This is a genomic window from Dactylosporangium sp. NPDC051485 (genome assembly GCF_040682015.1).
Lineage (GTDB): Bacteria > Actinomycetota > Actinomycetes > Mycobacteriales > Micromonosporaceae > Dactylosporangium.
This window is the reverse complement of sequence record NZ_JBFAZW010000017.1, coordinates 19,567-31,684: the sequence shown is the minus strand read 5'-3', so window position 1 is coordinate 31,684 and position 12,118 is coordinate 19,567. Positions and strand designations below refer to the sequence as shown.

The 12,118-nt window shown below is 72.8% G+C and carries 9 protein-coding genes; 4 read left to right on the top strand and 5 right to left on the bottom strand.

Going from position 1 to position 12,118, the window contains the following annotated elements:
- Positions 1–15 precede the first annotated feature (15 nt).
- Entirely contained in the window at positions 16–1,506 is a 1,491-nt protein-coding gene (locus AB0M46_RS12325; protein ID WP_363335222.1) for a hypothetical protein, read from the top strand.
- A gap of 28 nt (positions 1,507–1,534) precedes the next feature.
- On the opposite strand, the gene AB0M46_RS12320 is transcribed toward AB0M46_RS12325, so the two are convergent.
- The 5 genes from AB0M46_RS12320 to AB0M46_RS12300 all read right to left on the bottom strand — a co-directional run bounded on the left by AB0M46_RS12320 (position 1,535) and on the right by AB0M46_RS12300 (position 7,842).
- On the bottom strand, positions 1,535–3,025 hold the full coding sequence (locus tag AB0M46_RS12320) for an SPFH domain-containing protein (protein ID WP_363335220.1): 1,491 nt from the start codon (positions 3,023–3,025) through the stop codon (positions 1,535–1,537).
- A complete protein-coding gene (locus AB0M46_RS12315) occupies positions 3,022–3,618 on the bottom strand; it encodes a hypothetical protein (protein WP_363335218.1) in 597 nt (198 codons plus the stop codon). The genes AB0M46_RS12320 and AB0M46_RS12315 overlap by 4 nt, the downstream gene beginning before the upstream one ends.
- Positions 3,619–3,697: 79 nt before the next feature.
- Positions 3,698–4,885 carry a metallophosphoesterase gene (locus tag AB0M46_RS12310; protein WP_363335216.1) on the bottom strand — a complete coding sequence of 396 codons (1,188 nt, stop codon included), beginning with the start codon at positions 4,883–4,885 and terminating at the stop codon, positions 3,698–3,700.
- Between the two features lie 74 nt (positions 4,886–4,959).
- Positions 4,960–6,309: an MFS transporter gene (locus tag AB0M46_RS12305; RefSeq protein ID WP_363335214.1), complete on the bottom strand. Its 1,350-nt coding sequence runs from the start codon at positions 6,307–6,309 to the stop codon at positions 4,960–4,962.
- A 51-nt stretch (positions 6,310–6,360) separates the two neighbouring features.
- A complete protein-coding gene (locus tag AB0M46_RS12300; RefSeq protein WP_363335212.1) occupies positions 6,361–7,842 on the bottom strand; it encodes an MFS transporter in 1,482 nt (493 codons plus the stop codon).
- 333 nt (positions 7,843–8,175) lie between these two features.
- On the opposite strand from AB0M46_RS12300, the gene AB0M46_RS12295 reads away from it, so the two are divergent.
- The 3 genes from AB0M46_RS12295 to AB0M46_RS12285 all read left to right on the top strand — a co-directional run bounded on the left by AB0M46_RS12295 (position 8,176) and on the right by AB0M46_RS12285 (position 12,096).
- The gene (locus AB0M46_RS12295; RefSeq protein ID WP_363335211.1) at positions 8,176–9,912 is read left to right on the top strand and encodes a discoidin domain-containing protein; all 1,737 of its coding nucleotides are present in this window, start codon (positions 8,176–8,178) and stop codon (positions 9,910–9,912) included.
- Between the two features lie 85 nt (positions 9,913–9,997).
- A complete protein-coding gene (locus tag AB0M46_RS12290) occupies positions 9,998–10,420 on the top strand; it encodes a MarR family transcriptional regulator (protein ID WP_363335209.1) in 423 nt (140 codons plus the stop codon).
- Positions 10,417–12,096 (top strand): MFS transporter, encoded by a 1,680-nt coding sequence (locus AB0M46_RS12285; RefSeq protein WP_363335207.1) that lies wholly within the window; start codon positions 10,417–10,419, stop codon positions 12,094–12,096. The genes AB0M46_RS12290 and AB0M46_RS12285 overlap by 4 nt, the downstream gene beginning before the upstream one ends.
- Positions 12,097–12,118: the final 22 nt, after the last annotated feature.

Genomic DNA, 12,118 nt, shown 5'->3' with positions numbered 1-12,118 from the left:
ACTACACTCGCGCCGATGTCCACGAACCGGAAGCGCCCGCGGTACGGCATGACCCGCGCCCAGATCGCGGCGGCCCAGCGGCGGTGGCGCCGCGGCGACCGGCCCGGCGCCTGCCTGGCCTGCGGCATCGAGCCCGCCGTCGACCTGCACGACGTGCGCAGGCGGGCCGGGCGCAAGGTCGCCGCCGCGGTCGAGGACGACCTGGCGAACCTCGTCCCCGACCTGCTGCGCTGGCATGCGCTGGGCCAGCGGCCCTACCCGGCCCGCACGGACTCCTACGTCCGGTGGCCGGCCCTGTCCCTGGCCGGCTACGGCGACGACGCGCTGCACCTGGCCGTCCGCCCCGACGAGGGCCCGCTGCGCGACGGCGCCGCCCGCTTCGCGCTGCGCTTCGGGCCCGTGCCGGACCGGAGCCTGCCCATGCCGCGCGAGACCTGGGACGCCCGGCACGCGGGCGGACTGCTGGCCCTGTGCGGCGGGCACACCAGGCTGCCGTTCTTCGCCGCCGACGGCCGCCGCCTGGCCCCCGCCGAGCTCGAGGGCGCTGGCCCGGAGGGCGTGACCGAGCGCGTCGTGCGCCTCTTCGCCGAACAGCGCTTCGCGCAGGCCTGGGAGGCGGCCGGCGCCGACGTCGAGCTCGACGAGGGCATCCCGGAGTGGTACCTGCGGGTCCTGCCGACCCTCGCGCCGGCCGGCCCTGTCGCGATCGCCAACGCCCGGCGGGCCGCCGCCGGGGCGGGCGTGCCGGCCGCCTGGATTCGCGCGTACGGCCGCGTCCTGCGGCTGGACCGCCTGGGCCCGCACGAGCGGCCCCGCATCCGCCTCCTCGGCGGCGCCCACCTGCGGGGCGAGCCGGCGGCGGAGCTGACGCACGGCGACGTCAACTGGCTCCCGGACTTCCGCGACCTGCTGTCCGGCCGGCTCGAACCGGGCGACCTGCACCCGATGGTCGCCGCCGCGCTGTTCCCGGCCATGGATCGCACCGCGGACGCCGGCCCGCCGGACATGCCCGCACCCGCCCCGGTCCGGGTGCGCTGCGAGGGGGTGTGGCACGTGCTGGAGCACCGCGGCGGCACCCTCACCGCCCCGCACCCGCCCGAGGCGGCCGCCCGGGAGGCCGCCCTGCTGGCGTTCGGCGGCCCGCCCCCGATCGGCTGCCCGGCCGCCCAGCTGGCCTGGCGCGGCGCCAAGATACGCCTGCCCCGCGCCCTGCGCGAGCTGCGCGGCGAGCTGATGGCGCGGGTGGCGGCGGGCGAGGCCGACACCCTGGAGGCGATGCTGGACGCCGGCCTGGACCCGAACTGCCGCGACCGCGACGGCCGCACCGTCCTGCACCTGCTGCCGTGCCTGATCCCGGACGAGGCGGCCCTGCGCCTGCTGCCCCGCCTGCTGGCCGCCGGCCTCAACCCGAACGCGCTGGACCGTGACGGCCTCACCCCGCTCATGCTCGCCGAGCGCTCGGGCGCCCGCCCCGAGCTGATCGCGGCCCTGCGCGCCGCCGCCTGAGCCCGCCCCGCGGGGCGTGCGGCTCCGGTTACCGCTTGGCGTCGAGGGCCTCGGGTTGGCCGCTCGGGGTGGCGCCGGCCAGGCCCGCCAGGAGGTTGCGCAGGTCGATGCCCGTCAGGTCGGCGCCCAGTTGCAGGCCCTGGGCGACGTTGCTGGCCACGGTCTTGGTCAGGGACGAGGCGCCCTCGGTGGAGATGACGGTCATCCGGTCGATCTCGCCGATCGGCCGGCTGGCCGCGCCCACCACCTCCGGCAGGACCCGGACCAGGAGGTCGAGGATGGCGGCCTGGCCGTACTCCTCGAACGCCTCGGCCTTGGCCCGCATGGCGGCGGCCTCGGCCTGGCCGCGGGCCAGCGTCGCATCGGCCTCGGCGGCGCCCTCCAGCCGGACCGCCTCGGCCGCCGCCGCGCGGGCGTCGGCCTGCGCCTTGCCCTCCAGGCGGAGGGCCTCGGCGGCGGCCGCGCGGCGGGCCCGCTCGCCCTCGCCGACGAGCCGGGCCTGCTCGGCCTGGGCCTGGGCGGCGGCGATGGTGGCCAGGCGGGACGCCTCGGCCTTGGCGATGGCCGCGTTCTTGGCCGCCTCGGCCTCCTGCTCCACGCGGTAGCGCGCGGCGTCGGCCGGCTTGCGGACCTCGGTGTCGAGCTGGCGCTCCTTGAGCTCCGCGTTGCGCTCGGCGACCTTCTGCTGCTCGCCCAGGATGCTCTGCTGCGTCTCGGCCTGGGCGATCGGGCCGGCCGAGGCCGAGCGGGCCGCGGCGGCGTCGATCTCGGCCTGGACGCCGGCCCGCTTCAGGGCCAGGTTGCGCTCCGAGTCGGCGATGGCCTCCTCGGCGCGCATCCGCTCCTGCTCGGCGCCCTGGCGGGCCTGGGCCTCGGCGATGGCGGCGGCCCGGTAGACCCGCGCCGCCTCGGGGCGGCCGAGGTCCTCCAGGTAGGTGCCGGCGGTGCGGATGTCCTCGAGCTGGAACACGTCGAGCACGAGACCCTGGTGGGTCAGCGTGAGCTCGGCCTCCTCGGCGACGTGGGCGGCGAACCCGGCCCGGTCGCGGATGATCTCCTCGATGGTGAGCCGGCCGATGACCGAGCGCAGGGCACCGGAGAGCACCTGCGCGGTGAACGTCTCGATCCGGTCCTGCTGGTGCAGGAAACGCTGCGCGGCCGGGCGGATCATCTCGGCGGTCCCGCCGACCTTGACGATCGCGACGGCCTCGGCGTCGCAGCGGATGCCCTGCTTGCTGACCGCGGCGGTGACCTGCACCGGGATCTCGCGGCTGGACAGGTCGAGGCGGTGCAGCCGCTGGACGATCGGCAGCACGAACACGGCCGCGCCCATCACGACCTTCTGCCCGGACAGGTCCGTGGTGACGCTGCCGTCGGCGGCCTTGACCGCACGGCCCTTGCGCCCGGTGACGATGAACGCCTCGTTGGGGCCGGCGACCCGGACCCGGGACAGCACGGAGGCGACGATGAGCACGACGAGCACGACGAGGCCGCCGACGGCGGCTAGGAGCGGTGTCATGACCCTTCCTCATGGTCGAGAACGGCCGCCGACCCGAGCGGCGGCAAGGGTGGCTGGAGCGGCGTCACGAGCACGCTGGTCGGGGTCGGCACCCCGATGACCAGCACCCGGACGCCGAGCGCGAGCGGGTCGTCCGCGCGCGCGTTGAACTTCATCGGCTGTCCCGCGTAGGACAGCCGGACCTGACCGAGGTCGCCGCCGGGCGGGATCTCGCTGACCACCACCCCGATCGCGCCGATCAGGCCGGCACTCTCGGGGGTGGCGTCGGTGGGCATGTCGGCGACGGCGGCGACCAGCCGGCCGGCTCCCCAGGCGAGCGGCACCCCGGCCACCAGCCCGGCGAGACAGCCGACGAGGACGGCGGGCGGCCCGGTGCGGTGGGCCAGCTCGATGGCGGCGGCGCCGCCGAACCCGAACCCACCGATGAACCCGCTGGTGATGGGCAGCGAGTAGGCGGAGCCCCGGGTCCTGAGCCTGCGATGCGGGAATCGAAAATGCCCGATGTGCCCGATCCGGCGGAACCGGAGGGACAGCAACAGCAACAGCAGGCTCAGGCCACCGAGGCCCAGAAAGGCGAGCGTCACGGCGCTCATGTGCCATCCCCGTTGGTCCCGGTGTCAGGGCGCCAGGACCCGCAGTGTTGACGTTAGACCGCCCGTCAAGTGATGCCGATCACTCTCCGGAGCGCAGCACGATCTCCGTGATCTCGCTGGGGGCGAAGACGCGGAAGGGCGGGCCCCAGAAGCCGGTGCCCCGGCTGGTGAAGAGCTGGGTGCGCGCCGAGTGCCGGGTCAGGCCCTGGACCACGGGCTGGTCCACGCGGACGAGGTAGTGGAAGGGCCAGATCTGCCCGCCGTGGGTGTGGCCCGAGAGCTGCAGGTCGATGCCGTGGCGCACCGCCGCGTCGATCTGCTTCGGCTGGTGGGCGAGCAGCAGGACCGGCAGGGCGGGATCGGCGCCGTCCAGGGCCACGGCGTGGTCGGCCCGGTGGCCCTCCAGGCCCGAGCCGGCCGCGGTGCGGTCGTCGACGCCGGCCACCACGAGCCGGTCGCCGCCGCGCTCGACGACGATGTGCCGGTTGTGCAGGGGCTCCCAGCCGAGCGCCCGCATGTGGTCGAGCCAGCCCTGGGCCTCGCCGAAGTACTCGTGGTTGCCGGTGACGTACACCCGCGCGAGCTTCGCCCGGATGTCGCCGAGCGGGGCGGCCTGCTCGAGGCGCTGGCCCACGGTGCCGTCGGCGATGTCCCCGGTGTGCGTGACGATGTCCGCGTCGAGGGAGTTGACGACCTCGGTGACCCCCTTGGACCAGGCGACCCGGTCGATCGGCCCGTAGTGGGTGTCGGTGAGCTGCACGATGCGCAGCCCGTCGAGGCCGGCGCCGAGCCGCGGGATGCGCACCTCGACCCGGCGCACCCGCGGCACCCGCATGGCCTCGCGGTGGCCCCACAGGCCCAGGCCGAGGGCGACCACGGCGGTGAAGCCGGCCGCGACCCGCGAGCGGACCGGGTCGTCGACCCCGCCGGCCAGCAGGGCCAGGCGCAGCAGGTCGCCGGCGATGGCCCACACGAAGAGGATCCACACCGCGCCGAGCAGCGTGTCGCCGATGCGGGCGGCCCAGTCGGCCCGGCGGGCGTGGCCGAGGAACATGGTGACCGGGAAGGTCACGAGCGCGGCGGCGAAGACGAGCGTGCCGGCGACCTGGACGGCGGCGGGCCAGTCGTTGCCGGCCATGACCAGCGACCACCACGGCACCCCGAACAGCAGGCCCAGGACCACGACGAGGGTCGCGGTGAAGGCCAGGGGCCGCAGGAGGGAACGCGGCCGCTCGGCCGGGGTCGGTACCGCCTCAGTAGTCGCCATCAGGCAATGGTGCCACCCGACGGTCGCCGTTGCTGAGCGCGCTCACAGGTGTCGTCCCAGCGAACAGTGTCGTTTCACAGAACCCTGGGCGGCGTGTTGCCGGCGGCCAGGATCGCCCGGCGCACGGGCACCGCCAGCAACATGGCCAGGCCGGCCACGAAGAAGACGACCAGCGACGCGATGGCCAGCCGGTTGCTGTGCGCGAACTGGTACGCCAGGCCGAACAGCAGCGGCCCGAGCCAGCTGGTGCCGTCGGAGGAGATCTCGTACAGCCCGTAGTACTCGGCCTCCATGCCCCGCGGGATCATCTGGCTGAACAGCGACCGGCTCAGCGCCTGGCTGCCCCCGAGCACGATGCCGATGAGGCAGCCGAGCAGCATGAAGGCGACCGGCGAGTTGGCCGGCAGCGGGTAGGCCAGCGCGACCGCGACGATCCACACGACGAGGCTGGCCGCGATCGTGCGCCAGGCGCCGAAGCGGACCGCGACGCGGCCCAGCAGCCAGGCACCGCCGAACGCGACGAACTGCACTAGCAGGATGGTGATGATCTGCACCGACTGGGACAGGTGCAGCTCCTGGTCGGCGTAGATCGTGGCCACCGTGATGACGGTCTGGATGCCGTCGTTGTACACCAGGTACGCGGCCAGGAAGAACAGCGTGAGCGGGTACGCGCGGGCGCTCTTGAGCGTGTGCCACAGCTGCCGGAAGCCGTCGGTGAGCGCCGAGCCTCCGGTGTGCTCGCCGGCGACGGCCGGCCGGTCGGGCAGCCGCACGATCGCCACGGTGGCGAACGCCGCCCACCACACGCCGGCCGAGACGATCGACCAGCGGGCCACGGTCGCCTTGTGCTCCTCTCCGAGCACGACGAGCGCGGCGAGGTTCGCGGCGAGCAGCAGGCCGCCGCCGACGTAGCCGATGGCCCAGCTGAAGCTGGAGATGCGGTCCCGGTCGTCGGGGCCGGCCAGCTGCGGCAGGTAGGAGTTGAAGACGACCTTGGCCGCGCCGTAGGCGACGTTGGCGACCAGCAGCAGCACGGCGCCGAGCAGCCAGCGGGTGCCGGTCAGCAGCACCATCGCGATGACCGCCCCGGCGCCGATGTAGGCGAAGAGGGCCAGCAGCCGCTTCTTGTGCGAGCTGCGGTCCGCGAGGGCCCCGACGAGCGGCAGCACGGGGACGGTCAGCAGCACCGAGGCCGAGACGGTGTACGTGAACAGCGAGCCGGTGGCCACCGGGATGCCGAGCGGGTGCACGAGCCCGTCGGGGCCGGCCGCGCGCTCGGCGATGGTGGTGAGGTACGGCCCCAGGAAGACGGTGATGACCGTGGCCCGGAAGGCGGAGATGGCCCAGTCGTAGGAGTACCAGGCGACCCGCTCCGCGCGGGTGGAGGCGGCAACGGCGGGGGCGCCGGCCTCGGTGGCGGTCATGGCGAGCATGATGCCAAAGCCGGCGCCTCCGCAGAAGGGTTCGATCGACGGTTATTCACGCTCGGCGCCGACCGCGGTCAGCGGCGTCGCCACGTCCTCGAGGGCCTTGCCCTCGGCGTTGACCCCGAGCACCACTTCGACCACGCCGCCGATGACCATCACGGCGGCGCCGACGAGGTAGCCGATGAACAGCTTGCCCGGGTCGTTGCCCTCGCCGATCAGCCAGCCGTAGAAGATCGGGCCGAGCGCGCCGAAGCACTGGGCGATGGCGAAGAACACCGCGATCGCCTGCGCCCGGATCTCCAGCGGGAAGATCTCCGAGACGGTGAGGTACGCCGAGCTCGCGCCGGCCGAGGCGAAGAAGAAGATGACGCACCAGGCCACCGTCTGGGTGAACGCGTTGAGCGCGCCGGCGTCGAAGAGCCAGGCGGTGACGGCCAGCAGGACGCCGGAGAGGATGTACGTCCCGGCGATCATCGTGCGCCGCCCGATGGTGTCGAAGAGGTGGCCCAGCAGCAGCGGGCCGGCCAGGTTGCCCAGCGCGAACGCGATCAGGTAGATCGGCGTCTTCGCGGCATCGACGTGGTAGAACTTCGACAGCACCAGCGTGTAGGTGAAGAAGATCGCGTTGTACAGGAACGACTGCGTGATCATCAGGCTGGCCGACAGCGTCGAGCGGGCCGGCATCCGGGTGAAGAGCACCTTGAGCAGCGCCAGGTAGCCGTGGCCCGCGGCCGGGCGGATCTGCAGGGCGCGGGACCCTTCGACCGGGGCGAGCGTGCGGCCGGAGGCCTCGACGTCGCGCTCGATCCGGGCGATGGCCTCCTCGGCCTCCCCCTCCCGGCCGTGCATGACGAGCCAGCGGGGGCTCTCCGGCAGGTGCCGGCGCAGGCTCCAGATCGCCAGGCCGATGATCGGGCCGATGAGGAAGCCCAGCCGCCAGGCGACGTTCAGCGCGAGGTGGTTGAGCAGCACGTAGGTGCCAAGGGTGCCGATGATGGCGCCGCCCCAGTAGGTGCCGTTCACGCCGATGTCGACGCGGCCGCGGTACCTCGCCGGCATCATCTCGTCGATGGCCGAGTTGATCGCGGCGTACTCGCCGCCGATGCCGGCCCCGGCGATGAACCTCGTCAGGTAGAGGAACACGAGCCCCGGCACGTCGTTGCCCCACGTCAGCGCGGTGAGCGCGTTACCGGCGAGGTAGACGCCGAGGGTGACGACGAAGAGGTTCTTGCGCCCGAGGGCGTCGGAGAGCCGGCCGAAGAACAGGGCGCCGAAGACCTCGCCGATGAGGTAGACGGTGGCGATCGCGCCGACCTGCGTGCTGGACAGCCCGAGGGTCTCCTGCTTGTTGAGCACGGCCCCGACCGCACTGGCGATGGTGATCTCCAACCCGTCGAGCACCCACGCGGCGCCCAGGGCGATGACCATCCGGGTGTGGAACGGGGCCCAGGTCAGGCGGTCGATCCGCGCCGGAATCAGGCTGCGGATGATCCCACCGGCCGGGGCCGGCGCTGATTGCGTCTCAGCCAACGGACACCTCCCAGGCGCCGGGACACGGCGATGTGTCCGGCTGTGATGGCACGTGCCCGATGCACCAGACATCAAAACCCGCCACTTGACGGAACCGCCCGGATCGTTGAGGCTGCTATTGCGAGAGAGCGCTCTCTCATCCCCGCCAGCGACCAACGCCCGCCAGCGCCGGTCCACCGCCTGAACCGGCGCGCCCCGCGGTGCGGCGTCGATCGCCGACGCCCCAACCCACGTCAGGGAGCAGCCTTGATACCCGACAACGCCAGACCACCCGTCCCCGAATCCATCGACGAACGCGCGCCTCGCCGGCCCCGCCGGCGCCGCGGCCTGCTCGTGAGCGCGCTCTCTGTGGTGGCCGTCCTGCTCGGCTACGCGGCCTTCACGATCGGCAGCGCGAACGCCGCCAGCTCGCTGCTGTCGCAGGGCAAGCCCACCACCGCCTCCTCGAGCGAGAACGCCACGCTCGCGGCCGGCAACGCGACCGACGGCAACACCGGGACCCGCTGGTCGAGCGCGTTCAGCGACCCGCAGTGGCTCCAGGTCGACCTGGGCCAGAGCGCCACGATCGACCAGGTGGTGCTCAACTGGGAGGCCGCCTACGCCAAGTCCTTCCAGATCCAGACCTCGGCCGACGGCACGACCTGGACGAACATCTACAGCACGACCACCGGCACCGGCGGCGTGCAGACCCTGGCCGTCTCCGGCTCGGGCCGCTACGTGCGGATGAACGGCACCGCCCGGGCCACCGCCTACGGCTACTCGCTGTTCGAGTTCCAGGTCTTCGGCTCGATCGGCGCCGCCACCGGCTGCAGCACCGCCAACGCGGCCCAGGGCAAGCCGGCCACCGCGTCGTCGGCCGAGAACGCCAACACGGCGGCCTCCGCCGCCTTCGACGGCAACACCGGCACCCGCTGGTCGAGCGCGTTCAGCGACCCGCAGTGGCTCCAGGTCGACCTGGGCGGCACCGCGACCATCTGCGGCGTCGACCTCAACTGGGAGGCCGCGTACGCGACGTCCTTCCAGATCCAGGTGTCCGCCAACGGCACCGCCTGGACGAACATCTACAGCACGACCACTGGCACCGGTGGCGTGCAGCAGATCACCGCGTCGGGCAGCGGCCGCTACGTGCGGATGAACGGCACCGCCCGGGCCACCGCCTACGGCTACTCGCTGTGGGAGATGGCGGTCCACGTGACCGGCACGATCCCGACCACGCCGGTCAGCACCCCGCCCACCAGCAGCCCGCCGCCGGACCAGTTCTGGGGTGACACCTCCTCCATCCCGGCCGCGCAGAACGTGGTCATGGTGAAGGTGCTCAACCGCACCAACGGCAAGTACCCGGACAGCCAGGTGTACTGGAGCTACAACGGCCAGGTGCACTCGATCGCCGAGCAGCCCTACTTCGACATGCCGGCAAACACCGCGGGCCGGATGTACTTCTACGTCGGCCAGCCCAACGGGCAGTACTACGACTTCATCGAGTTCACCGTGGGCCCGGCCGTGTTCAACGGCAACACCACGCGGGTCGACGCCTTCGGCCTGAAGATCGCGATGCGGCTGCACGCCAAGGACGGCTACGACGTGCAGGTCGGCGAGGACTACCAGACCTTCACCGAGTCGCGCGACGCCACCTTCGCCAAGTTCATCGCGGAGGTACCGCAGGAGTTCAAGGTCCTGGCCCAGTCCCAGGCCCCGTACCGGATCATCGCGCCGGGCTCCGACCCGACGTTCCGCACCGGCGGCGTGAACCAGAACTACTTCACGTCGTACGCGCAGCAGTACGGCATCAACGCCCCGACGTCGGACATCTTCGGCTGCGCCGGGGTGCTCGCCAACGACCCGGGCAACTGCGCCGCGCTCAACCGGCACGTGCGCCAGCTGCCGCAGTCGGACTGGTCGACGCCGAGCCTGTACTACCAGGCCGCGCCGGCGAACTACTACGCCAAGTTCTGGCACGACCACGGCATCGGCAAGCTGGCGTACGGCTTCCCGTACGACGACTACGCCGGGCAGTCCTCGTTCGTCTCGCACGGCAACCCGCAGTACCTGCTGGTGGCGGTCGGCTTCTAGCCGGTCTCCCTAGTCGCAGGGGGGTGGCGCGGATCACGCGCCACCCCCTTTCTTCAGTCCAGGTTTATCAGTCTACGTTTACTATATGGAGATCGAGCGCACCGCCGCCGCGCTGCAGATCGCGGTCGGCCGCCTCGTCCGGCGGCTCCGGCAGACGCACGTGCCCGGGGAGCTCACCCTCACCGAGGCATCCGTGCTGTCCCGCCTCGACCAGGAGGGCGCCACGACCCCCGGGGAGCTGGCGAACCTGGACCGGGTCAAGCCGCAGGCGATGGGCGTCACCCTGCAGGCGCTGGAGCAGCGCGGCCTCGTCTCGCGCGCCCCCGACCCGGGCGACGGCCGGCGGGTCCTCATGGCGATCACCGGCGAGGGCCGGCGGCTGCTGACCGACCGCCGCTCGCTCAAGACCCACGCCCTGGCCGTGGCGATCGGGCGGCTCACCGACGACGAGCGCGCTGCCCTCGCCCAGGCCACGCACCTGCTCGACCGGCTGACGGACGAGCTGTGACCACGACCGCGACGGCCGCCGCCGAAGGGGCCCGGACGGACCGCTACAAGTGGGTGGCACTGTCGAACACGACGCTCGGCATGCTCATGGCCACCATCGACGGCTCGATCGTCATCATCTCGCTGCCGGCCATCTTCCGCGGCATCGGCCTGGACCCGCTCGCCCCCGGCAACATCGGCTACCTGCTGTGGATGATCATGGGGTACCTCCTGGTGTCCGCGGTGCTGGTCGTCGCCCTCGGGCGGCTGGGCGACATGTTCGGGCGCGTCAGGATGTACAACGTCGGCTTCCTGATCTTCGCCATCGCCTCGGTGGCGCTGTCCGTCGACCCGTTCCGGGCCGGCGCCGGGGCGCTGTGGCTGATCGGCTGGCGGATCGTGCAGGCCTTCGGCGGCGCGATGCTCACCGCCAACTCCGCGGCCATCCTCACCGACGCGTTCCCGGCCCGCCAGCGCGGCATGGCCCTGGGCATCAACCAGATCACCGCCCTCGCCGGGCAGTTCCTCGGCCTGCTGCTCGGCGGGGTGCTCGCGGTGTGGGACTGGCGCGCGGTCTTCTGGGTCAGCGTGCCCGTCGGCATCGCCGGCACCATCTGGTCCTACCGCAGCCTCCGCGAGACCGGCGAGCGCCACCGCGCCGCCGTGGACTGGGCCGGCAACCTCACCTTCGCGGCCGGCACCGCGCTCATCCTGGCCTCGATGACCTACGGGATTCAACCGTACGGCGGCCACCCCACCGGCTGGAGCAGCCCCAAGGTGCTGGGCGGCATCGGCCTGGGCGTGACCCTGCTGATCGCGTTCGTCCTCATCGAGTCGCGGGTGGCCCACCCGATGTTCCGCCTGGCCCTGTTCAAGGTGCGCGCCTTCGCCGCCGGCAACCTGGCCGCGCTGCTCGTCGCCATCGCCCGCGGCGGCATGCAGTTCATGCTCATCATCTGGCTGCAGGGCATCTGGCTGCCGCTGCACGGCTACCGGTTCGAGGACACCCCGCTGTGGGCCGGCATCTTCATGCTCCCGCTGACGTTCGGCTTCCTCGTCGCCGGCCCGATCTCGGGGTACCTCTCGGACCGCTTCGGCGCCCGGCTCTTCTCCACGCTCGGGCTCCTGCTCGTCGCGGCCGCCTTCCTCGGGCTGCTGCTGATCCCGATCGACTTCCCGTACCCGCTGTTCGCCGTGCTGCTGGTCGTCTCGGGCCTGGGCCAGGGCATGTTCTCCGCCCCGAACACGTCGGCCATCATGAGCAGCGTCCCGCCCGGCCAGCGCGGCGTCGCCTCGGGCATGCGGGCCACCTTCCAGAACGCCGGCACCTCGCTGTCGATCGGCGTCTTCATGGTGGCCGGCCTGGCCCGCGCCCTGCCCGGCACGCTCACGTCGGGCCTCTCGGCGCAGGGTGTACCGCACGACGTCGCCGCCGGGGTCGCCGCGCTGCCGCCGGTGAGCACGCTGTTCGCGGCGTTCCTGGGCAGCAACCCGGTCGAGCACCTGCTGGGCCACGACGTGCTGGCGGCGCTGCCGCCCGGCAACGTGGCCACGCTGACCGGCCACGAGTTCTTCCCGAACCTCATCGCCCAGCCCTTCCACGACGGCCTGGTGGTCGTCTTCGGCGCGGCGACAGTGATGACCCTGCTCGCCGCCGCCGCCTCGGCCTCCCGCGGCCGCCACGTCCGCCAGCGGTAGCCGCGGCCGCCTCCGGTCTTCG

Excerpts from the sequence above, each read along its gene's own strand:
- AB0M46_RS12290 (WP_363335209.1), top strand. The coding sequence starts at position 9,998 with ATGGAGATCGAGCGCACCGCCGCCGCGCTGCAGATCGCGGTCGGCCGC.
- AB0M46_RS12305 (WP_363335214.1), bottom strand. The coding sequence starts at position 6,309 with ATGACCGCCACCGAGGCCGGCGCCCCCGCCGTTGCCGCCTCCACCCGC.
- AB0M46_RS12315 (WP_363335218.1), bottom strand. The coding sequence starts at position 3,618 with ATGAGCGCCGTGACGCTCGCCTTTCTGGGCCTCGGTGGCCTGAGCCTG.
- AB0M46_RS12310 (WP_363335216.1), bottom strand. The coding sequence starts at position 4,885 with ATGGCGACTACTGAGGCGGTACCGACCCCGGCCGAGCGGCCGCGTTCC.
- AB0M46_RS12320 (WP_363335220.1), bottom strand. The coding sequence starts at position 3,025 with ATGACACCGCTCCTAGCCGCCGTCGGCGGCCTCGTCGTGCTCGTCGTG.
- AB0M46_RS12325 (WP_363335222.1), top strand. The coding sequence starts at position 16 with ATGTCCACGAACCGGAAGCGCCCGCGGTACGGCATGACCCGCGCCCAG.